This is a genomic window from Calidithermus roseus, assembly GCF_003574095.1.
In the GTDB taxonomy this organism is placed as follows: Bacteria; Deinococcota; Deinococci; order Deinococcales; family Thermaceae; genus Calidithermus; species Calidithermus roseus.
In genome coordinates this window covers 1-20,431 of the sequence record NZ_QWLA01000021.1, presented here as the reverse complement: position 1 = coordinate 20,431, position 20,431 = coordinate 1, and the positions used below count along the sequence as shown (strand labels likewise).

General features: G+C 67.4%; 20 protein-coding genes. 17 read left to right on the top strand and 3 right to left on the bottom strand.

The window, feature by feature from the left end; all coding sequences use genetic code 11:
* Nucleotides 1-8 precede the first annotated feature (8 nt).
* The 15 genes from Mrose_RS06985 to trpD all read left to right on the top strand — a co-directional run bounded on the left by Mrose_RS06985 (nucleotide 9) and on the right by trpD (nucleotide 16,175).
* Nucleotides 9-1,499, top strand: a complete 1,491-nt coding sequence (locus tag Mrose_RS06985) for an ABC transporter substrate-binding protein (RefSeq protein WP_119276822.1) — start codon at nucleotides 9-11, stop codon at nucleotides 1,497-1,499.
* Nucleotides 1,500-1,574: 75 nt separating this feature from the next.
* The gene (locus tag Mrose_RS06980) at nucleotides 1,575-2,729 is read left to right on the top strand and encodes a carbohydrate ABC transporter permease (protein WP_245969648.1); all 1,155 of its coding nucleotides are present in this window, start codon (nucleotides 1,575-1,577) and stop codon (nucleotides 2,727-2,729) included.
* Nucleotide 2,730: 1 nt separating this feature from the next.
* Nucleotides 2,731-3,738, top strand: coding sequence for a carbohydrate ABC transporter permease (locus Mrose_RS06975; RefSeq protein WP_119276818.1), 1,008 nt, complete (start codon nucleotides 2,731-2,733; stop codon nucleotides 3,736-3,738).
* Nucleotides 3,739-3,741: 3 nt separating this feature from the next.
* Nucleotides 3,742-4,065 carry an L-rhamnose mutarotase gene (locus tag Mrose_RS06970; protein WP_119276817.1) on the top strand — a complete coding sequence of 108 codons (324 nt, stop codon included), beginning with the start codon at nucleotides 3,742-3,744 and terminating at the stop codon, nucleotides 4,063-4,065.
* A 3-nt stretch (nucleotides 4,066-4,068) separates the two neighbouring features.
* On the top strand, nucleotides 4,069-5,373 hold the full coding sequence (locus Mrose_RS06965; protein ID WP_119276815.1) for an L-fuconate dehydratase: 1,305 nt from the start codon (nucleotides 4,069-4,071) through the stop codon (nucleotides 5,371-5,373).
* Between the two features lie 5 nt (nucleotides 5,374-5,378).
* Nucleotides 5,379-7,034: a fucose isomerase gene (locus tag Mrose_RS06960; RefSeq protein WP_119276813.1), complete on the top strand. Its 1,656-nt coding sequence runs from the start codon at nucleotides 5,379-5,381 to the stop codon at nucleotides 7,032-7,034.
* A gap of 2 nt (nucleotides 7,035-7,036) precedes the next feature.
* The gene (locus tag Mrose_RS06955; RefSeq protein ID WP_119276812.1) at nucleotides 7,037-8,554 is read left to right on the top strand and encodes an FGGY-family carbohydrate kinase; all 1,518 of its coding nucleotides are present in this window, start codon (nucleotides 7,037-7,039) and stop codon (nucleotides 8,552-8,554) included.
* On the top strand, nucleotides 8,554-9,561 hold the full coding sequence (locus tag Mrose_RS06950; RefSeq protein WP_119276810.1) for an aldo/keto reductase: 1,008 nt from the start codon (nucleotides 8,554-8,556) through the stop codon (nucleotides 9,559-9,561). Before Mrose_RS06955 ends, Mrose_RS06950 begins: the two co-directional genes overlap by 1 nt.
* Nucleotides 9,562-9,596: 35 nt before the next feature.
* Nucleotides 9,597-10,340 (top strand): SDR family oxidoreductase, encoded by a 744-nt coding sequence (locus tag Mrose_RS06945; RefSeq protein WP_119276808.1) that lies wholly within the window; start codon nucleotides 9,597-9,599, stop codon nucleotides 10,338-10,340.
* Between the two features lie 8 nt (nucleotides 10,341-10,348).
* Nucleotides 10,349-11,206 (top strand): fumarylacetoacetate hydrolase family protein, encoded by an 858-nt coding sequence (locus Mrose_RS06940; protein ID WP_119276806.1) that lies wholly within the window; start codon nucleotides 10,349-10,351, stop codon nucleotides 11,204-11,206.
* The gene (locus Mrose_RS06935; protein ID WP_119276805.1) at nucleotides 11,203-12,060 is read left to right on the top strand and encodes an amidohydrolase family protein; all 858 of its coding nucleotides are present in this window, start codon (nucleotides 11,203-11,205) and stop codon (nucleotides 12,058-12,060) included. Before Mrose_RS06940 ends, Mrose_RS06935 begins: the two co-directional genes overlap by 4 nt.
* A gap of 205 nt (nucleotides 12,061-12,265) precedes the next feature.
* Nucleotides 12,266-13,678, top strand: coding sequence for an anthranilate synthase component I (gene trpE / locus Mrose_RS06930; protein WP_119276803.1), 1,413 nt, complete (start codon nucleotides 12,266-12,268; stop codon nucleotides 13,676-13,678).
* A gap of 16 nt (nucleotides 13,679-13,694) precedes the next feature.
* Nucleotides 13,695-14,273, top strand: a complete 579-nt coding sequence (locus Mrose_RS06925; protein ID WP_119276801.1) for an anthranilate synthase component II — start codon at nucleotides 13,695-13,697, stop codon at nucleotides 14,271-14,273.
* Between the two features lie 30 nt (nucleotides 14,274-14,303).
* Nucleotides 14,304-15,128: a glycosyltransferase family 2 protein gene (locus Mrose_RS06920; RefSeq protein ID WP_182482710.1), complete on the top strand. Its 825-nt coding sequence runs from the start codon at nucleotides 14,304-14,306 to the stop codon at nucleotides 15,126-15,128.
* A 45-nt stretch (nucleotides 15,129-15,173) separates the two neighbouring features.
* Complete coding sequence (trpD, locus tag Mrose_RS06915) at nucleotides 15,174-16,175, top strand: anthranilate phosphoribosyltransferase (protein WP_119276798.1); 1,002 nt, start codon at nucleotides 15,174-15,176, stop codon at nucleotides 16,173-16,175.
* A 183-nt stretch (nucleotides 16,176-16,358) separates the two neighbouring features.
* Here trpD and Mrose_RS06910 read toward each other — a convergent pair whose 3' ends face one another.
* Nucleotides 16,359-17,471, bottom strand: a complete 1,113-nt coding sequence (locus tag Mrose_RS06910; protein WP_119276796.1) for a type IV pilus twitching motility protein PilT — start codon at nucleotides 17,469-17,471, stop codon at nucleotides 16,359-16,361.
* Nucleotides 17,472-17,596: 125 nt separating this feature from the next.
* Between Mrose_RS06910 and Mrose_RS06905 the strand changes: the two genes are divergently transcribed.
* Complete coding sequence (locus Mrose_RS06905; protein WP_119276794.1) at nucleotides 17,597-18,028, top strand: universal stress protein; 432 nt, start codon at nucleotides 17,597-17,599, stop codon at nucleotides 18,026-18,028.
* Between the two features lie 207 nt (nucleotides 18,029-18,235).
* Here Mrose_RS06905 and Mrose_RS06900 read toward each other — a convergent pair whose 3' ends face one another.
* Entirely contained in the window at nucleotides 18,236-19,195 is a 960-nt protein-coding gene (locus Mrose_RS06900) for a threonine ammonia-lyase (protein ID WP_119276792.1), read from the bottom strand.
* 139 nt (nucleotides 19,196-19,334) lie between these two features.
* The gene (locus Mrose_RS06895) at nucleotides 19,335-19,517 is read right to left on the bottom strand and encodes a hypothetical protein (protein ID WP_119276790.1); all 183 of its coding nucleotides are present in this window, start codon (nucleotides 19,515-19,517) and stop codon (nucleotides 19,335-19,337) included.
* An 84-nt stretch (nucleotides 19,518-19,601) separates the two neighbouring features.
* Between Mrose_RS06895 and Mrose_RS06890 the strand changes: the two genes are divergently transcribed.
* On the top strand, nucleotides 19,602-20,431 hold an 830-nt coding region (locus Mrose_RS06890; protein WP_182482709.1), incomplete at its 3' end, for an alkaline phosphatase D family protein.

The window sequence follows — 20,431 nt, the reverse complement described above, 5'->3', positions numbered from 1 at the left end:
TTGAACCCATGAAATTCAAGCGGATATTCGCCCTTCTCGCGGGAGTGGCGGCTCTTACCGCAATGCTGCTGGCCGGATTGGTGCAGGGCCAGGGCCGGCGCTTCGACGGGGTGCAGATCAACGTGCTCACCTTCACCGGCCCGCAGATCGCCGAGCCCCTGCGGCGGCGCGGCAGGGAGTTCGAGCAGATGACCGGGGCCAGGGTCAACGTGGTGGTGGTCCCCTTCGCCGACCTCTACCAGCAGATCCTGACCGATGCCACCACCGGCACCAACAGCTTTGACGCCTGGATCTTCGCCCCGCAGTGGATGGCCGACTTCGTGCCCGCGGGGATCATGGAGGACCTCACCGCCCGTATCCGCGCCGACCGGGACATCCAGTGGAGCGACATCGGCGAGTTCTTCCGCAACTTCAGCGCCAGCTACGGCGGCAAGATCTACACCATTCCCCTCGACGGCGACTTCCAGATGGTCTACTACCGCACCGACGTGTTGCAGCAGCTCAACCTGCGCCCCCCCCAGACCTGGGACGACTACCTGGCCATCGCCAAAGCCGCCCACGGCAAGGACTGGAACGGCGACGGCAGGGCCGACTATGGCAGTTGCATCGCCAAGAAGCGCAACGCCCAGTCCTACTGGATGTTCACGTCCATCCTTGGAGGTTTCGTGCAATCGAGGGGCACGCAGCAGGGTGCTTTCTTCGACACGGACACCATGCGCCCCCTGGTGCGCAACGAGGCTTTCGCCGAAGCCCTCAGGGTCTACAAGGAGACCACCCAGTACGGCCCGCCCGACGAGCTCAATCTGGACGTGGGCGACACCCGCGGCCTGTTCACCAGTGGCCGCTGCGCCCTTTCTGTGGACTGGGGGGACATCGGCACCCTGGCCATCGACCCGCAGACCTCCAAGGTCAAGGACAAGGTGGGCGCGGTGATCCTGCCGGGGAGCCGGCGGGTCCTGGACCGGGCCAGTGGCCGGCTGGTGAGCTGCACCGCCAGCCTCTGCCCCCACGCGACAGGGGGCATCAACCACGCGCCCTACGCGGCCTTCGGCGGCTGGTCGGGCGGCATCAACATCAAGGCCAGGCCCCAGGCCAAGGACGCGGCTTACGCCCTGTTCTCCTACATGAGTAGCCCCGCCGTCTCGGGCAAGGACGTGACCATCGGCATCACCGGCTTCAACCCCTACCGCACCTCCCACTTCAAGAACCTCAAGCTCTGGACCGATGCCGGCTTCAGCGAGGCCGGGGCCCGGGTCTATCTGGGGGCTATCGAGGCCAGCTTGAACAGCCCCAACATGATCCTGGACCTGCGCATCCCCAAGAACCAGCAGTACCAGCAGGTGGTGCTGGACAAAGCCCTTTCCGAGTTCCTGGCCGGACAGATCAATGCCCAGCAGGCCATGGACCAGATCAATAGCGGTTGGGAGGAGATCACCAACGCCGAAGGCCGGGAGCGGCAGAAGCAAGCCTACCGCGCCAGCCTGAGCATCGAACGCTAGCCCGGAGCACGGCGTCCAGGGGGCGGCTGCGCGCCGGCGGTCGGTGGCTGCCCCCTGAAGGCGAGGTAGGTGAAGATGCGAGCACCCAAGGACGACTCGAGGCAAGTACCATCTGAGCGAACGGGACCAGGGCAGTCCAGGCCCTTGCAGCGGCTTTACGGTTGGCTCGAGCACCGCGCCGGTCTGGTCTTCCTGCTGCCTGCGGTGGTGGTGATCCTGGGCTTTGCCATCTTCCCCTTGCTGGGCTCGCTGTACACCTCCTTGATCCGCATTCGCTTCAGCGGCGGGCAGACCGAACTCGACTTCGTGGGTCTGGCCAACTACCGCAAACTGCTTTTAGGCAGCGAGCAAGCGCATTTTTTGGGTAGAGGGGGCGAAGCCCTGTGGGTATGGGTGACGCTCTTTTTCCTGGCCCTGCTGCTGGCCTGGGGGCTTTACAGGCGCTACCGGCAGGGGCGAGGGGGGCTCGCCTGGTCCCTTTTGGGCGGGGCTTTGGTGCTGGCCTTCGCCTGGCTGGTGCTCTCTCGGCTGGTTCCCGGCAGCCTGCTGGGGACCTTGCAGACGACGCTTTTCTACGTCTTCGCGGGCACGGCCTTGCAGTACGGGCTGGGGCTGTGGCTGGCTTTGCTGTGCGCTGAGCGCCTGCCGGGAACGCGCTTCTTCCGGGTGGTGTTCATGCTACCTTTGGCCATCACCCCGGTGGGGATCGCCTACATGTTCCGCATGCTCACCGACACCAGCAAGGGGCCTTTGCAGCCCCTGTGGGCGGCGCTGGGCCTCGAGGGCTTCTCCTGGGTCAACGACCCCTGGGGGGCCCGCTTCGCGGTGCTCATCGGCGATACCTGGCAGTGGACCCCCTTCGCCTTCATCGTGCTGCTGGCCGCACTGCAGAGCATTCCCCAGGAGCAGATCGAAGCCGCCGCGGTGGACGGGGCGACGAGGTGGCAGACCTTCCGTTACGTGATCTTCCCCTACCTGCTGCCGGCCAGCGCCACCTTGGTCCTGATCCGCATGATCGAGGGCTTCAAGATCGTGGACCTGCCCAACATCCTCACCAACGGCGGCCCGGGCACGGCCACCGAGTCCATCACCCTGCACGCCTACTTCGCCTGGCGGACGCTGGACGTGGGCACGGCGGCGGCACTGGGCTTCACCCTGCTGGTCCTGGTCTCGGTGTTCAGCACGGTCTACGCCCGTGCGCTCCTGCCGCGGGCGAGGGGGGAGGGATGAGATGAGAAACCCCCTGAAACCTTCGCCGCTCCAGGTCGCGTTCACCTACGCCGTGCTGGTGATCGCCGCCATCGTCGTGCTCTTCCCGCTGTACTGGGTGGCGGTGACCTCCCTGAAGCTGCCCATAGACGTGTTCAACGGGCCCTTCTATTTGCCCTTCGTGGACTTCAAGCCCAGCCCGCACGCCTGGCAGTACGTCTTCGGCGTGCTGGGCCCGGACGTGAAGCGGGCCTACCTCAACACGGCCAGCGTGGCCCTGGCGAGCGCGGCCATCACCCTTTTCCTGGGGGCCTTCGCCGCCTACGGCCTCACCCGCTTCGAGTACCGCCCCAGGGTCGGGGCCATCGTGGCCTTCATCGGCTGCTTGGTGCTGGGGGTGGTGCTCTCGGTTCTGGGCACGCCCGTGGGGGTGGCGGTGGCTGTGGCGCTGGCGCTGTTCTTTTTGGTTCTACAGACGCTGGGACGGCGCTTCAAGCGAAGCTTGGGAAACCAGGACGTGGCCTTCTGGATGATCTCTAACCGCATCCTGCCGCCGGTGGTGGTGGTCATCCCCATCTACCTGCTCTTTCAGCAACTGGGGCTACTGGATACCCGCACGGCCCTCATCGCGAGCTACACCGCGGTGAACCTGCCCATCGCGGTCTGGCTGATGCGGGACTACTTCATGGGCGTCCCCCAGGACGTCGAGGAGTCGGCCCAGATCGACGGGGCCTCGAGGTACCGCATCTTCTTCTCCATCGTGCTGCCCCTGGCGGCCCCCGGCCTGGTGGCCACCTTCTTGTTGGTGCTGGTCTTCGCCTGGAACGAGTACCTCGTGGCCCTGTTCCTCTCCAAGGCCAACGCCCAGACCATGCCCCTTTTGGTCTCGGCCATGAGCGGCACCCGCGGCACCGAGTGGTGGTACATGTCGGTGGTCATCCTGATCATGATCCTGCCGGTGGTGGTCATGGCCATCATCCTCGAGCGCTACATCGAGCGCGGCCTGATCGTGGGCGCGGTGAAGGGGTGAGGCATGCAACGCATCGGAATGGTCATCCGCGTCAAGCCGGAGAAGCTCGAGGAGTACAAGCGCCTGCACGCCGACCCCTGGCCAGGGGTGCTGGAGACCCTGCGCCGGGTGGGGGTGCGCAACTACTCGATCTTCCACCACGCCGGCCTGCTCTTCGGCTACCTGGAGTTCCACGGGGAGAGTTGGGAGGAAGCCCAGAAACAAATCGCCGCCGACCCCCTGACCCAGGAGTGGTGGAAGCTCACCGACCCCTGCCAGGAGCCCCTGCCCACCCGCCAGGAGGAGGAGTGGTGGGCCCGGATGGAGCAGGTCTTTTTGATGGAGTAAGCCATGCGAATCATCGAGGCACGCGCCCTGGACGTCCGCTTCCCCACCTCGAAGAGCCTGGATGGCTCCGACGCCATGAACCCCGACCCCGACTACTCGGCGGCCTACGTCGTGCTGAGGAGCGACAGGGACCTGGAGGGCCACGGCCTGGCCTTCACCATCGGGCGGGGGAACGAGTTGGTGGTGCAGGCCATCCAGGTCCTCCTGCCCAAGGTGGTGGGAGAGCGCCTGGAGAGCTTTACCGCCGACATGGCCGGCTTCTGGCGCCGCCTCACCGGCGACAGCCAGTTGCGATGGCTGGGTCCGGAGAAGGGGGTGATCCACCTGGCCACCGCCGCGGTGGTCAACGCGGTGTGGGACCTGTGGGCCAAGCGTGAGGGCAAGCCGCTGTGGAAGCTGCTGGTAGACCTCACCCCCGAACAACTGGTGGCCTCTATCGACTTCCGCTACCTCACCGACGCGATTACCCCGCCAGAAGCGCTGGAGATCTTGAAGCGCCTCGAGCCCACCAAGGGTAAGCGCGAGGCCCAGATGCTCGAGCAGGGTTACCCGGCCTATGCCACCAGCGTGGGCTGGCTGGGCTACCCCGACGAGAAGATCCGCCGCCTGTGCCGTGAAGCCCTCGAGCAAGGCTTTAGGGCCTTCAAGCTCAAGGTAGGCCGCGACCTCGAGGACGACCTGCGTCGCTGTGCGATCGTGCGCGAGGAGGTCGGGCCGGATGGTGTGCTGATGGTGGACGCCAACCAGGTCTGGGACGTGCCCCAGGCCATCGGGTGGGTGCGGCAGTTGGCCCCCTACAAGCCCCTGTGGATCGAGGAGCCCACTTCTCCCGACGACATCCTGGGACACCGGGCCATCGCCAGGGCGCTGGAGGACACCGGCATCCGGGTGGCCACCGGCGAGCACGTGCACAACCGGGTGATGTTCAAGCAGTACCTGGAGGCGGGCGCCATGGGCTTCTGCCAGATCGACGCCTGCCGCTTAGGGGGGGTCAACGAGGTGCTGGCCGTGCTCTTGCTGGCGGCCAAGTTCGGCGTGCCGGTCTGCCCGCACGCGGGCGGGGTGGGGCTTTGCGAATACGTGCAGCACCTCTCGATCTTCGACTACGTCGCGGTCTCGGGCTCGCTGGAGGAGCGTTACCTGGAGTACGTGGACCACCTGCACGAGCACTTCGTAGACCCGGTGCGGGTGCAGGGGGGCCGCTATCTGGCTCCCCAGAGCCCCGGCTACAGCATCGCGATCAAGCCGGGGTCGCTCGAGACCCACACCTACCCCACGGGCAGCTACTGGCGCGAGGTCAGGAGATGATCCCCATGAGCACCTACCGCTTACCCCAAGCAGCCGAAGCCCCCAAAGCCCAGCCCGGCGAGGTCTACCTGGTCGCCAGCGGCGACCTGCGCCTGTCGGCCAACCAGACCTGCTGGCCGGCCCAGGAGGACATGGAGCGCAAGCTGGCGCGGGCCTTCGCCGAGCACGGCTTCAAAATCGTGCGGGCCCACCCTTACGACCCGGTAGAGCGCCACGGCTTCATCTCGAGCCAGCGCATGGGCATGAAGGTCTTCGAGCGCATCCCCCCCGAAGCTCCCCTGGTGGTGGCCGAAGCCGTCTGGCAGTACAGCCACCACGTCTTGGCTGGCCTGCGCGACCACCAAGGCCCCATCCTCACCGTGGCCAACTGGAGCGGGCAGTGGCCGGGGCTGGTGGGGATGCTCAACCTCAACGGCAGCCTCACCAAGATGGGGGTGAAGTACAGCAGCCTCTGGAGCGAGGACTTCACCGACCCCTTTTTCAGGCGAGGGCTCAAGGAATGGCTCGAGACCGGCCAGATCACCCACGACCTGAGCCACGTGCGCGCCCTGGAAGTGTCGCGGCTACCGGCAGCGGAGCGGGAACTGGGGGAGGCCCTGGCCAGGCAGCTTCGGCGCGAGAAGGCCATCCTGGGCGTGTTCGACGAGGGCTGCATGGGGATGTACAACGCCATCATCGACGACGAGCTCCTCAACCCCTGCGGCCTCTACAAAGAGCGCCTGTCGCAATCGGCGCTGGTGGCCGAGATGCGGCGGGTAAAAGACGAGGAGGCTCGAGCGGCCTACGAGTGGCTCCTGACCCAGGGAATGCGGTTCGCCCTGGGGCAAGACGAATCGAGCGAGCTCACCCTGGGCCAGGTGCTCGAGCAGCTCAAGATGTACATCGCCGCCGTGCGCATGGCCCACGACTTCGGCTGCGACGCCATCGGCATCCAGTACCAGCAGGGCCTCAAGGACATGGCCCCGGCCTCAGACCTGGCGGAGGGCCTGCTCAACAACGTCCTGCGCCCGCCGGTGATGAGCCGCGACGGCAGGGAAGAACTCTACCCCCACCAAGCCCTGCCCCACTTCAACGAGGTGGACGAAGGCGCGGCGGTGGACGCGCTGGTGACCAACCGGGTCTGGTCGGCCATGGGCTTCGACCCGGCTACCACGCTGCACGACGTGCGTTGGGGTGAGCGTTACACGGCGAACGGCCTGGACGCTTTCGTGTGGGTCTTCATGATCTCCGGGGCCGCGCCTGCCTCGCACTTCACCGGGGGGTACCGGGGGGCCTCGAGCGAGCGCCAGCCCCCCATGTACTTCCGCCTGGGCGGCGGCACCCTCAAGGGCGTCAGCAAGCCCGGCGAGATCGTGTGGTCGCGGGTGTACGTGATGGCAGGGGGTCTACACGCGGACCTAGGTCGAGCCACGGTGGTCGAGCTGCCCCAGGAGGAGACCCTTCGGCGCTGGCGCCTCACCACCCCGCAGTGGCCCATCATGCATGCGGTGCTGCACGGGGTGAGCCGCGACCAGATGATGGCCCGGCACAAGGCCAACCACATCCAGGTGGCCTACGCCCCTTCAGCCGAGGAGGCCGACCGGGCTTTGGCGGCCAAGGCGGCCATGTTCGCGGCCATGGGCATCGAGGTACACCTGTGCGGTGAAGTCGGGGTGGGATAGGGATGGGCGAGCTACTCTTGGGTATCGACGTGGGTACCTACAGCAGCAAGGGGGTGCTGGCAGCGCCCGATGGCACCGTGCTGAAGAGCCAGGTGGTCGAGCACGGCCTGGAGATCCCGCATCCGGGGTGGGCCGAGCAGGACGCGGAGGGGGTCTGGTGGGCCGACGTGGTGACCCTCTGCCGGGCGCTCCTCGACGGCAAGCCCCACACCGCAGCCGATGTGGCCGCGGTTTGCCTCAGCGCGATCGGACCGTGCATGCTGCCCCTGGACCAGAAGGGTCGCCCGCTGCGGCGGGGAATCTTGTACGGGGTGGATACCCGTGCTACCGAGGAGATCGAGTTCCTCGAGCGCTCCATCGGCCCCGAAGAGCTCTTCAGGCTCAGCGGAATGGCCCTTTCCAGTCAGGCCGTGGGGCCGAAGATTCTCTGGGTGCGTCGCCACGAACCCGAAGTCTGGCGGCAGACGGCGCGCATCACCACGGCCAGCAGCTACCTGACCTACCGCCTGACGGGCGAGCACGTCATGGACCGCCACACCGCCAGCCACTACATCCCCCTCTTCGACCTGAAGAGCCTGGAGTGGACGGACCGCTACGCCGAGGAGGTGGCCGACCCCTCCCTCCTGCCCCGCCTGGGCTGGAGCGACGAGCTGGCCGGGGAGGTGAGCCCGCAAGGGGCCCGGGAGACCGGCCTCAAAGCGGGCACCCCGGTGGCCGTGGGGGCGGTGGACGCCTTGGCCGAGGCCGTGAGCGTGGGGGTGGCCCATCCGGGAGACCTGATGGTCATGTACGGCAGCACCACCTTCTTCATCCTGGTGCAGGAGCAGCCCACCCCCGACCCGCGCATGTGGACGGTGGCCGGGGCCCGCCGGGGGCAGTACAACCTGGCCGCGGGCATGGCCACCAGCGGCAGCCTGACCCGCTGGTTTCGCGACGAGCTGGCCCGCGACCTGCCCGAGGCCGAAGCCTACGAGCGGCTCTACCGGGCAGCCGAGCAGGTGCCGCCGGGAGCCCGCGGCCTGCTGGTCCTGCCCTACTTCAGCGGCGAGCGCACCCCCATCAACGACCCCAGGGCCCGTGGCCTCATCGCCGGGCTCAACCTCTCGCACAGCCGCGACGAATTGTTCCGGGCGGCCCTCGAGGGCGTGGGCTACGGCATCCGCCACAACCTCGAGACCTTCGGGGAAGTCGGCGCAGCGGTAAAGCGGGTGGTGGCGGTGGGGGGCGGCACCAAGGGGCGCACCTGGCTGCAGATCGTCTGTGACATCAGCGGCCAGGAGCAGCTCCTGCCCGAGGTGACCATCGGGGCCAGCTACGGCGACGCCTTCTTAGCTGGGGTGGCCGGTGGTCTCTTGCGCTGGGACGATCTGGGGCAGTGGGTGCGCCTTCGCGAGCGCGTGGCGCCCAATCCCGCCCACAAAGCTCGCTACGACGAGATGTACCGGCTCTACCTGCAGCTCTACTCCTCCACCCGCGACCTCGTGCACGCCCTCGCGGGGATAGGCCAGGAGGCCGGGTAATGGCCAGTCCTGGCGAGTGGGCCCCGCTGCGGCGCGGCCTGAAGCTCACCCGGCTCGGCCTGGGCGTGGGTACCCTGGGGGGCCTGTTCGAGCCGGTCTCGGACGAAGCGGCCCAGGCAGTGCTGGAGGCGGCCTGGAAGGGGGGAATCCGCTACTATGACGCCGCCCCCTGGTATGGCTTCGGCCTGGCCGAGGAGCGGTTGGGCCGCTTCCTGGTCGGTCGAAGCGGACACGTGGTCTCGACCAAGGTAGGACGCCTGCTGCGCCCCGACGCGCCGCCCCATCCCAGCCAGTTCGATGCCAGGGGTGAGCCGGTGTTCAAGACGCCCTCGCGCTTGAACGTGGTCTACGACTACAGCTACGACGGCTTCATGCGCTCGCTGGAGGAGAGCCTGGAGCGCATGGGCCTCGAGCGCGTCGATATCCTGCTCATCCACGACCCTGACGTCGTCCAGGTGAGCGTGCGCGAGGTGATGGAGGGGGGGTACAAAGCCCTGGCCGAGTTGCGGGAGCAGGGCGTGGTGAGGGCCATCGGCGCAGGCATGAACCAGTGGGAGATGCTCCTCGAGTTCGCCCGTGAAGGCGACTTCGACGTCTTCCTGCTGGCCGGGCGCTACACCCTCTTGGAGCAGGAGCCCCTGCGGGAATTCCTTCCCCTGTGCCTCAAGAAGGGCATCGGGGTGGTCATCGGGGGCGTATACAACAGCGGGCTGCTGGCCAACCCCCGGCCCGGCGCGCACTACAACTACGCCGAAGTCCCTCCCAGCGTGTTGCAGCGGGCCCTGCGCATCCAGGCGGTGTGCCATCGGCACGGGGTGCCGCTCAAGGCCGCAGCCATCCAGTTTCCCCTGGGTCACCCGGCGGTGGTCTCGGTGCTCACGGCAGGCCGCTCGCCCGAGCAGCTCGAGGAGAACTTGCGCATGTTCCAGACCCCCATCCCTCAAGACCTCTGGGCCGAACTCAAGGCGGAGGGACTCCTGGCCGAGGAAGCGCCGGTACCCACCTAGGTCACCCCACGCTGAGCTGGTCCAAAGGAGGTTCCATGGCAGGAAGACTCGCAGGCAAAACCGCCCTGATCACCGCAGCCGGCCAGGGCATTGGCCGGGCCGCCGCGGAGCTTTTCATCCAGGAAGGGGCCCAGGTCATCGCCACCGACCTCGACCCCCTGCTGCTGCGGGGGCTCCCCTGCCGCACCGAGAAGCTCGACGTGACCGACCGGGCCGCCATCTTCGCGCTGGTGGGCTCGCTCGAGGCCATCGACGTGCTGTTCAACGTGGCGGGATACGTCCACCACGGCACGATTCTCGAGTGCACCGAGGAGGACTGGGACTTCTCCTTCGACCTGAACGTGCGCTCGATGTTCTGGACCATGCAGGCCGTCATTCCCAGGATGCTCGAGCGAGGAGGCGGCTCGATCATCAACCTCTCCAGCGTGGCCTCCTCGCTCAAAGGGGTACCTCAGCGCTTCGTCTACAGCGCCACCAAGGCCGCGGTGATCGGGCTGACCAAGGCCGTGGCCGCCGACTTCGTCAGCCGGGGCATTCGCTGCAACGTCATCTGCCCCGGCACCGTGGACTCCCCCTCCTGGCGCCTCCGGGTAGCCAAGCAGGCCCAGCAGAGCGGCCAGAGCGAGGAAGAGGTGCGGCAGGCTTTCATCGCCCGGCAACCCATGGGCCGTGTGGGCCGGCCCGAGGAAGTGGCCCACCTGGCCCTCTACCTGGCCTCGGACGAGTCGGCCTTCACCACCGGAGCGGTGCACGTCATCGACGGCGGATGGAGCATGTAGGGGGAAATATGAAGCTCTTGCGTTACGGTGAGCCGGGTAAGGAGAAGCCGGGCGTCGTGGACCGGGAAGGGCGGGTCCGCGACCTCTCGGCCCTGATCGAAGACATAGGCCCCAAGGCCCTGGCCGAAGACCTCGAGCGCCTCGCGGCCATGGACCCCCAGACCCTTCCCGCAGTACCCGGAACCCCCCGCATCGGCCCCTGCCTGAGCGGCGTGGGCAAGTTCATCTGCATCGGCCTCAACTACCGGGACCACGCCGAGGAGACCGGAGCGGCCCTCCCCACGGAGCCGGTGGTCTTCCTGAAGGCCACCAGCGCCATCAGTGGGCCCAACGACGACCTGGTGATCCCTCGGGGTTCGCGCAAGACCGACTGGGAGGTGGAGCTGGGCGTGGTCATCGGCAAGCGGGCCAAGTACGTTTCCCTCGAGAAAGCCCTGGACTACGTGGCCGGCTACTGCGTGGTCCATGATGTCTCCGAGCGGGAGTTCCAGCTCGAGCGCGGGGGGCTGTGGGACAAGGGCAAGGGTTGCGATACCTTCGGCCCCATCGGGCCCTGGCTGGTCACCAAGGACGAGGTGCCCGACCCGCAGGACTTGCGCCTGTGGCTGGAGGTGGACGGGCACCGCTACCAGGACGGCACCACCCGCAACATGATCTTCGGCGTGGCCTACCTGGTGAGCTACCTCTCCCACTTCTTCACCCTCCACCCTGGGGACCTGATCTCCACCGGCACCCCTGCGGGCGTGGGGCTGGGCCAAAAACCCCTTCCGGTCTACCTGCGCCCTGGGCAGACCGTAAGGCTCGGCATCGAGGGGCTGGGCGTGCAGCAGCAGCGCACGGTGGCCGAGGAGCCGGAGGCGCCATGATCATCGATGCCCACCAGCACTTCATCTACCCCAGCCGGGTCCACTACCCCTGGCTGGAAGAGGAGGCCCTCTCCCCCATCCGGCGCGACTTCACCCCGGAGGACCTGCGGCCCCTGCTCGAGGAGAGCGGGGTGGAGCGGACCATCCTGGTACAGACCCGCACGAGCCTCGAGGAGACCTACTTTTTCCTCCAGACCGCCGCCGGCGCCGGCTTCGTGGCCGGGGTGGTGGGCTGGGCCGACCTGACCGACCCGAGGGTGGGCGAGGTCCTCGACGAACTCCTGGCCTCCCCTCACGGGCGCTACCTGGTAGGGTTGCGCCACCAGGTCCACGACGAGGAAGACCCCTTCTGGCTCCTCCAGGACTCCGTGCAGCGGGGCCTGGCCGAGCTGGGCCGGCGGGGGCTGGCCTACGACTTCCTCACCCGCAGCCGCGAGCTGCCCGCCTGCTTCGAGACCGCCCGCAACCACCCGCAGGTGCGCTTCGTGGTAGACCACCTGGCCAAGCCGAACATCCGGGGGGGCCAGTGGGCGCAGTGGGTGGAGCACCTGGCCCCCTTGAGCGAACTCCCCAACGTCTGGGTCAAGCTCTCCGGTCTGGTCACCGAGGCCGACTGGCAGCGCTGGAGCCTCGAGGACCTGCGGCCTTACGTAGAGGAAGCCCTGAAGCTTTTCGGAGCCCAGCGCTGCCTCTTTGGCAGCGACTGGCCGGTCTGCTTGCTGGCTGCGGGGTATCGCGAGGTCAAAGGGGCCCTGGAAAGCATCCTGGAGCACAGCGGCCTCGAGCGGGGCAGCGCAGCGTGGGAGGGGATCTTCGGCTCCAACGCCGCCGCGGTCTATAGGGTTGCCCTCTGACGCTTCCATCGCAAACAAGCAGATCAACTCGAGCCCTTGCACAATCGGGGCCCAGCGCCTACACTTGGCTGCAAATGGTACTGCCTTTTACCGTGAAGGGTTGGTGGTGGCCTGGGTAGCCCTGGGGCGGTAGAGGTTCGTACCCCTAGGGCTTTTCGACCTAGGGGCTTTTTTTGTTGGGCGAAGGGAGCAAGCAATGCGCACGATGGAACAGGAAGTAACCATTCCGGTGAAGAAGACTTTGCTGGCCGACCTCGAGACCCCCGTCTCGGCCTACCTCAAGCTCTCGGAGAAGACCACCCCGAGCTTTTTGCTGGAGTCGGTGGAAGGGGGCAAGGCCTGGGCCCGCTGGAGCTTCGTGGGCATCGGGGCGCGGCGCACCTTCCGGCTCAAGGACGGGGTGATGACCATCGGCGGCGAGCCGGTCCCGACCTCCGACCCCCTGCGCACGCTCTACGAGGCCATTCACCGCCCCACCCGGCCCGACCCCGACCTGCCCCTCTTCTGGGGCGGGGCGGTGGGCTACGCGGCCTACGACCTGATTCGCTACTACGAGCGTCTGCCCGCCCTCAAGCCCGATGTGCTGGGCGTGCCGGATTTGCTCTTCGTCGAGCCCGAGGTGCTGGTGGTGTTCGACCAGTTCAAACAGCAGATGCACCTCGTCGCCCCGGCGGAGGAAGGCAACGCGGCCTCGAGGGCCCATGCACTGGAGCGCATCGCCTGGGCCGAGAAGAAGCTCAATGGCCCTTTGCCTGGCGTGCCCGGCGAGCGGGCCGGGCGGCGGCTGGAGTTCAGTCACAACGTCACGCAGGCGGGGTACGAGGCCATGGTGGAGCGGGCGCTGGAGTACATCCGCGCGGGCGACGTCTTCCAGGTGGTGCCCAGCCTGAGGATGTCGGCGCCCCTGAACGTGCACCCCTTCGCCGTCTACCGGGCGCTGCGCTCGGTCAACCCCAGCCCTTACATGGGCTTTCTGGAACTGGGCGAGGTCACGCTGGTCTCGTGCAGCCCCGAGAGCCTGCTGCGCTCCGACGGGCAGAAGGTGGTCACCCGCCCCATCGCCGGCACCCGCCGCCGGGGGCAGGACGCCGCCGAGGACGAGGCCCTGGCCGCCGAGCTCCTCTCCGACGAGAAGGAGCGAGCCGAGCACGTCATGCTCGTGGACCTCTCCCGCAACGACCTGGGCCGGGTCTGCCGCTACGGCACGGTGCGCCCCAAAGAGCTTATGAGCGTGGAGAACTACTCGCACGTCATGCACATCGTCTCGACCGTGGAGGGCGAGCTGCGCGAGGACAAGAGCCCCCTCGACGCCCTGGCCTCGGTGCTGCCGATGGGCACGGTCTCGGGGGCCCCCAAGATCCGGGCCATGGAGATCATCGAGGAGCTCGAGCCCTCCCGCCGCGGCGCCTACGGCGGCAGCTTCGGCTACGTGGCCTACGACGGGCACATGGACCAGGCCCTCACGCTCAGGACCATCGTGGTGGCGGGCGGACAAATCCACATCCAGGCCGGGGCAGGGGTGGTCTACGACTCCAACCCCGCCAGCGAGTACCAGGAGTGCTTGAGCAAGGCCCAGGCCATGGTCAAAGCCGTGCGCTTGGCCGAGGAAGGGCTGTGAGGCGGGAGGGCGCGGCATGAAGCGAATTCTGATGATCGATAACTACGACTCCTTCACCTACAACCTGGTGCAGTACCTGGGCGAACTGGGGGCCCTTCTCACGGTGTGGCGCAACGACCGCTTCGCGCTCGAGGACGTCGCCGCCTTGGGCCCCGACGGGATCGTGATCTCCCCCGGCCCCTGCACCCCCAAGGAAGCGGGGCTCTCGGTGCCGTTGATCCGGCGCTACGCCCCCGAGTACCCCATCCTGGGCGTGTGTCTGGGCCACCAGAGCATCGCAGAGGCCTTCGGGGCGCGGGTGGTGCGGCACAAGCTCATCGTGCACGGCAAGACCAGCGCCATCGAGCACGACGGCAGCGGGATCTTCGCCGGGCTGCCCACGCCCTTCACCGCCACCCGCTACCACTCGCTGGTGGTGGAAGACCTCCCCGAAGCGCTGCGGGTGACGGCCTGGGTGGACGAGCCGGTAGGCCGCACGGTGATGGGCCTGCAGCACCGTGATTACCCCACCTACGGGGTGCAGTTCCACCCCGAGTCGGTCCTGACCGAAGGTGGCAAGCAGATGTTGGCGAATTTCCTGGAGATATGCCGATAGCTAGCGGCTATGGGCTATAAGCTATTAGCAATGATTTCCGTAATCGTCCCCCTCCACCCGGCCGAGGACCGGCGGGAAGTGCTCGAGGCCAAGCTGCGCGCCCTCGAGGGACAGGGTGAGCTCGAGGTAGTCCTGGTGAGCGACACGCCGCGTCCCTACGCCTTCCTCGAGGAGTACAAACCGCCCTACCCCCTCCGCACAATTCACGACCCCCAGGCCAGGAGCGCGGGGCGCAAGCGCAACCGGGGGGCTGCCGCCGCGCGGGGGGAATGCCTGATCTTCTCCGACGACGACGTGGTGCCCGAGTCGGGCTGGCTCGAGGCCTTCCGCCAGGCCTTCGCCCGCGAGGGCGCGGTCTACCTGGGTGGCTTCCGCTTCAAGGAGGGCCAGCCTTGGAAACCGGCCCTGCGCTTTGGCAGGGTGGGCTTCAACAACGTCAACGGGGTCGCGCTGGGGATGGCCCGCAGCCTCTTCGAGCGGGTTGGGGGGTTCGCCGAGTGGCTCGAGGGCTACGGCGGGGAGGACCTCGAGTTCGGCTACCGGCTGGTAAAGGCCGGGATCCCTCTGCGCTACTTGCCCCAGGCCCAGGCCCACCACCTTGGCCCCACCCCCACCCGCGACCTGCTCAAGGCCCGCCAGGCCGGGGCCCAGGCCGCCCGCATCGCCCGATACCACAAGGACCCCAAGCTGGCGCTCGAGCTGGGCGTGCACCCGGTGCAACTGGTGCTCAAGATGACGATCCTGCCCTGGATGAAGGGCCTGCTGGGCTACACCGGTGACTACGAGCTGGCCTACGCCTGGGGAGCCTGGGAAACCCGCTACGACCAGAGGCCCACGGAAGGGGGACGGGCGTAGGGTGACGCGGGGAATGGAAGTTACGCCGCAAGCCTTTGGAGTGTTATGGACCCGCTGAAAAAAGTCCTGTCTGGTGAACAGCTGTCGCAAGAAGAAGCCCGCGCCCTGATGGGCCGCATCATGGCCGGCGAACTGACCCCGGCGCAGATGGCCGGGGTGCTGGTGGCCCTGCGGGTGCGGGGGGAGACGCTCGAGGAGATCACCGGCTTCGCCGAGGGCATGCGCGAGGCGGCGGTGACGATCCGGGTCTCGCGCAAGCCGCTGGTGGACATCGTGGGCACCGGGGGCATCGCCCCGGAGGCCTTCAACATCTCCACCACCTCCTGCTTCGTGGTGGCGGCTGGGGGGGTGGCGGTGGCCAAGCACGGCAACCGCCTGGCCTCCTCCCGCTCGGGGTCCTTCGATTTGCTCGAGGCCCTGGGCATACGGCTCGACACCCCGGTGGAGCGGGTGGCCGAGGGCATCGAGGCCCTGGGCATCGGCTTCCTCTTCGCCCGCAACCACCACCCCGCCATGCGCCACGTGGCCCCGGTGCGGGCCGAGCTGGGCGTGCGCACGGTGTTCAACATTCTCGGACCCCTCACCAACCCCGCCTACGCCAGCCACTACGTGCTGGGGGTATATACCCCGGCCCTGCTCGAGACCTTCGCCAACGCCGTGCGCAAGCTGGGGGCCGAGGCCGCGCTGGTGGTCCACGGCGATGGCCTCGACGACTTTGGCCTGTGGAACAATCAACTCGCCGAGCTCCACAACGGCTCGATCCGCCGCTACGCCCTCACTCCTGGCGAAGTCGGCCTTCCCGCCGCCACCTACGAGCAGCTCACCGGGGGCACCCCACCGGAAAACGCCGTGATCGCCAGGGCCATCCTCTCAGGCCAGGAGCGCGGTCCTCGCCGCGACGCGGTAGCCCTCACCGCCGGGGCCGCCTTTTACATCAGCGGCAGAACCCCCACCATCGCCCAGGGCGTCACCCTGGCCCAGGAAGTGCTCGACAGCGGGGCGGGGTTGGAGTTGCTCGAGCGCCTGGTGCGCTTCACGCAGGGTTGAAGATGTCGATGGTCGAACGCCTAACGCAAAACGTCGATGGTCGATAGCCAGGGGACGTCGAGGGTCTGGAGCGGGCACGGGGGCCCGCCCCTACGAAAGGTGTTTCGCGTCTTGCGTTTTGCGTACGACGTACGACGTAGGACGTACGACTGGCATTTAGCGTTCGGCGCTCAACTATCGACGTCAAAAGATCTGCGTCAATCCCAGGCTCGGCGTCGAGGTCCCTCGCTCCTGGTCGATCTTCATGGCCTGCACCTTGAAGTGCTGGCGGCTGGTGGCGTTGACCATGCCGGTCTCGTAGTCGATGAGGCCGTCGCGGTAGAGGTCGGCGAGGTGGTCGTCGAAGGTCTGCATGCCGTCGAGGCGCGACTCACGGATGGCTTCGTAGATCTGGGGCGTGCGCTCGGGGTCTTTGATCATGTCGCGGATGCGCAGGGTGCCCTTGAGGATTTCCATCGCCGCGATTCGGCCCCCGCCCATGCGGGGCAGCAGCTTCTGTGAGATGATGCCCACCAGGCTCTCGGCGAAGAGGATACGGGCCACGTCGCGCTCGTGCGGGGGGAAGAGGTCGAGCAGGCGGTTGATGGTGCGCACGGAGTCCTGGGTGTGCATGGTGGAGAAGACGAGGTGGCCGGTCTGGGCGGCCTCGAGCGCCGCCGCCGCCGTCTCGTGGTCGCGAATCTCCCCGATCATGATGGTGTCGGGGTCCTGGCGCATGGCGGCTACCAGGGCCTCGTGGAAGCCCAGGGTGTCGCTGCCCAGCTCGCGCTGCACGATGATCGAGCGCTTGGGCTTGAAGAGGTACTCGATGGGGTCCTCGATGGTCACGATCATCTCGGCGTGGCGGGTGTTGATCTCCTCGAGGATGCGCGCCAGCGTGGTGGACTTGCCCGAGCCGGTGGGCCCGGTGACGAGCACCAGCCCCTTCTCCTGGTTGGAGAAGAAGTCCAGGTTCTCCTGGGAGAGCGCGCACATCTTGAGCTTCTCCTCGTCGGAGTTGATCACGCGCATCACCACACTGACCGAGCCCCGCTGCCTGAAGAGGTTGACGCGGAAGCGGGCCACGCCGGGCAGGCTGTAGGCTAGGTCAACCTGGTGGCGCTCCTCAAAACGCTTCTTGTGCTGGGGCGTACACAGCACGTCCACCAGTGAGGCGGTGTATTGGGGTGGGAGCTTGGTCTGGCCCAAGGGGGTCAGCCGGCCGTGGATACGAACCATGGGGGGCAATCCCACGTGCAGGTGCAGGTCGGAAGCACCCTGGGCGACAATACTGGTCAGCATCTCCTGGAAGGTCATACGTCGTTCAGTGTGACAGGCATTTTCATAATTCCTGGTACATTCGTCACCGATTTCTCGCTCTACACTCAGGGTAGAAAGCAAGCCACACCAAAAGCCTGGATAGGCTTTGGGAGGAGGGAACCATGTACAAACGCCTGCTCATGCCGACCGACGGGAGCGCTTGCAGCCTGGCGGCGATCCGGGAGGGCCTCGAGGTCGCCAAGACCCTGGGCGCGGAGGTCACCTTCTTGTACGTGCTGGAGAACCCCACCGGCCTGTGGATGGCCCCCGAGAGCGGGGCTTACATCCAGGAGCTAACCCAGGACCTCAGAAAAGTTGGGCAAGCCGCGCTCGACGAGGCTGAAAAACTGGCCAAGGAGGCGGGAGTGGCCTCGAGCGGCAAGCTGCGCGAGGGCAACGTCACCGCCACCATCCTGGACGAGGCCAAGAATTACGACCTCCTGGTAATGGGCACCCACGGTCGCACCGGCCTCGACAAACTGCTGCTGGGCTCCGTCACCGAGGGCGTGCTGCACCGCACCAACAAGCCCGTGCTGGTGGTACGCAGCCGGTGAAGAGCCATCAGCCGTCAGCTTGTAGCCCGTGGCTAGTGGCGTGTGGTGACTGCTAAGGGGGGTGACAAGGCGCCCCGCGTTTTGCGTTTTGCGTTTGGCATACGGCGTAGGACGTACGACCCGCGCCCGGCCATCGACCATCGGCACTATGCACCCCGTTCATATTTCCTGACGCAGCTTCAACAGCAGCGCGACGGGGGGTGCGGCTCATGCAAGCCAATCCCTCATCTGCTGGGGCGTGAGGTTGCCCCCGCACAGCACCGTAGCGACGCGCTGGCCCCGGAAGCGCGCGCCATGGGCCAGCAGCGCCCCCACCCCCACCGCCCCGGAGGGCTCGACCACCAACCCCAGGTGGCGATGTAGGAGGCGCATAGCCTCCAACGTCAGCGCGTCCTCGACCAGCAGGATGTCGTCCACCACGTCCCGCAGGTCCTCGAGGGCCTCGGGCACCGGCAGCCGCACGCCGATGCCGTCGGCGATGGTGTGGATGCGCTCGTGGGTGACCAGGCGACCGCTGCGCCAGGACTGCTCCATGGCCGGGGCCCCCGCCGCGCACACCCCGATGACCTGCACCTGGGGGCGCTGCGCCTTGACCCAGTGGCCGACGCCCGCCAGCAGCGCCCCGTTGCCCAGCGGCACCAGTAGCGCGTCGAGGGGCTGGGGGTAGCGCAGCAGCTCGAGGCCGATGGTCCCGGCCCCGATGGTGGGCTCCACGTCACGGCTATCCTCCACGAAGATCGCCCCGCTTTGAGCGGCGTAGGCTTTGGCGGCCAGCTTGGCCGCGTCGAAGTCCTCCCCCTCCAGCCGCAATTCGGCCCCCAACGCACGCATGCGCTCGAGCTTGAGTGAGTTGGCGTTGACCGAGGCGAAGACCGTCAGCGGCACCCCGTGCTTGCGGGCTGCGTAGGCCATCCCCTGGCCGAAGTTCCCCGCCGAGGCGCAGACCACCGGCGCGGGGCCCCTAGCCTCCACGTGCTGCTGCATGAAGTAGTCGGCCCCCCGGCCCTTGAAGGAGCGGATGGGGTTGACGGTCTCCACCTTGACCACCAGCTCGACCCCCAGCTCTGCCGAGAGGGAATCGGCCAAAAACTGCGGGGTGTTTAGAAATACCGGGTCGATGAGGTGGCTGGCGGCCTCGATGGCTTGGGGGGAGATGCGTGAACTCATGGTTCCTCCAATGGACTTGCTGCGAAGGACGTCGATAGCTGATAGCCCAACGCGCGGTGCGGGTCGTACGTCGTACGCAAGACGCAAAACGCTTTGGCCATCGACCATCGGCTATCGACCATCGACTATCGACGTCTTCTCAAGCGCAGAACGCGCGGGCGGTCTCGAGGTAGATGCGGGCGCAGCGCTCTACGGAGTCCAGGTCCACCCACTCCTCCACCGCGTGGGCTCCTGCGCCCTCGCCGGGAGAACCGGGCACCAGGTCGGGGTTGATGGAATTGATCGCGACCAGCCGACCGAGGAGTTCGCTGACGGGAGGCATGATTGTATACAAAATAGCAGGATCGTACACGATTCCGTCAGCCGCCCTCACCCATCCCCGATGAACCCCGGTAGGATGCTGGAGATGAAGCTCAACCGACGCGAGGTGCTGGGCCTGGGGGCGGGCCTGCTGGGGCTGGGCCAGGCTCAGAGCAGCCCCGAGACCCCCACCTACTTCCCCCTGGGGGTGGCCTCCGGCGACCCCAGCGACAGCGGGGTGGTGCTGTGGACCCGCCTGGCCCCCGAGGTCTGGCAGGAGGGGGAGGGGCTGGAGTTCGAGATCACCGAGGATAGCGACCCCGCCTTCGCCGCGCCCCGCTTCGCCGGGCCCGCCGTGCAGCCGCGCCCGGAAAACGACTTCACCAGCCTCACCGACCTCTCGGGGCTGCTCGAGCCGGGCCGCGCCTACCTCTACCGCTTCCGCTACCGGGGGGTCTACAGCCTCGTGGGGCGCACCAAGACCCTGCCCGCGCCCGGCGAGACGCCCGCGCTGCTGCGGATCGGGCTGGTGACTTGCCAGGAGTTCACCAGCGGCTACTGGGGGGCCTTCGCCCACCTGGCGCGGGAGAAGCTCGACGCGGTGCTGCACCTGGGCGACTTCATCTACGAGACCTCCGCCGACCCCCGCTGGCGCAGGCTGCGCTTCCCCGACCGCAGCTACCGCCTGCCCAGCGGCAGCTACGTGGCGGTGAGCCTGGCCGACTACCGCGCCATCTACCGCGCCTACCGCGCCGACCCCTTTTTGCAGATGGCCCTGGCCGCGCACCCCTGGGTCTTCCTGTGGGACGACCACGAGATGGCCAACGACTACTACTGGGACGCGGCCCACGACGCCCCCGGTGCCCCCGACCACCCCTACCGGGGGCAGCCCGAGCGGCTCAGGCGGCTCAAGCTCGAGGCCCAGCAGGCCTGGCT

Coding starts and splice junctions, on each gene's coding strand:
- Mrose_RS06985 (WP_119276822.1), top strand. CDS start 9: ATGAAATTCAAGCGGATATTCGCCCTTCTCGCGGGAGTGGCGGCTCTT.
- Mrose_RS06980 (WP_245969648.1), top strand. CDS start 1,575: ATGCGAGCACCCAAGGACGACTCGAGGCAAGTACCATCTGAGCGAACG.
- Mrose_RS06975 (WP_119276818.1), top strand. CDS start 2,731: ATGAGAAACCCCCTGAAACCTTCGCCGCTCCAGGTCGCGTTCACCTAC.
- Mrose_RS06970 (WP_119276817.1), top strand. CDS start 3,742: ATGCAACGCATCGGAATGGTCATCCGCGTCAAGCCGGAGAAGCTCGAG.
- Mrose_RS06965 (WP_119276815.1), top strand. CDS start 4,069: ATGCGAATCATCGAGGCACGCGCCCTGGACGTCCGCTTCCCCACCTCG.
- Mrose_RS06960 (WP_119276813.1), top strand. CDS start 5,379: ATGAGCACCTACCGCTTACCCCAAGCAGCCGAAGCCCCCAAAGCCCAG.
- Mrose_RS06955 (WP_119276812.1), top strand. CDS start 7,037: ATGGGCGAGCTACTCTTGGGTATCGACGTGGGTACCTACAGCAGCAAG.
- Mrose_RS06950 (WP_119276810.1), top strand. CDS start 8,554: ATGGCCAGTCCTGGCGAGTGGGCCCCGCTGCGGCGCGGCCTGAAGCTC.
- Mrose_RS06945 (WP_119276808.1), top strand. CDS start 9,597: ATGGCAGGAAGACTCGCAGGCAAAACCGCCCTGATCACCGCAGCCGGC.
- Mrose_RS06940 (WP_119276806.1), top strand. CDS start 10,349: ATGAAGCTCTTGCGTTACGGTGAGCCGGGTAAGGAGAAGCCGGGCGTC.
- Mrose_RS06935 (WP_119276805.1), top strand. CDS start 11,203: ATGATCATCGATGCCCACCAGCACTTCATCTACCCCAGCCGGGTCCAC.
- trpE (WP_119276803.1), top strand. CDS start 12,266: ATGGAACAGGAAGTAACCATTCCGGTGAAGAAGACTTTGCTGGCCGAC.
- Mrose_RS06925 (WP_119276801.1), top strand. CDS start 13,695: ATGAAGCGAATTCTGATGATCGATAACTACGACTCCTTCACCTACAAC.
- Mrose_RS06920 (WP_182482710.1), top strand. CDS start 14,304: ATGATTTCCGTAATCGTCCCCCTCCACCCGGCCGAGGACCGGCGGGAA.
- trpD (WP_119276798.1), top strand. CDS start 15,174: ATGGACCCGCTGAAAAAAGTCCTGTCTGGTGAACAGCTGTCGCAAGAA.
- Mrose_RS06910 (WP_119276796.1), bottom strand. CDS start 17,471: ATGACCTTCCAGGAGATGCTGACCAGTATTGTCGCCCAGGGTGCTTCC.
- Mrose_RS06905 (WP_119276794.1), top strand. CDS start 17,597: ATGTACAAACGCCTGCTCATGCCGACCGACGGGAGCGCTTGCAGCCTG.
- Mrose_RS06900 (WP_119276792.1), bottom strand. CDS start 19,195: ATGAGTTCACGCATCTCCCCCCAAGCCATCGAGGCCGCCAGCCACCTC.
- Mrose_RS06895 (WP_119276790.1), bottom strand. CDS start 19,517: ATGCCTCCCGTCAGCGAACTCCTCGGTCGGCTGGTCGCGATCAATTCC.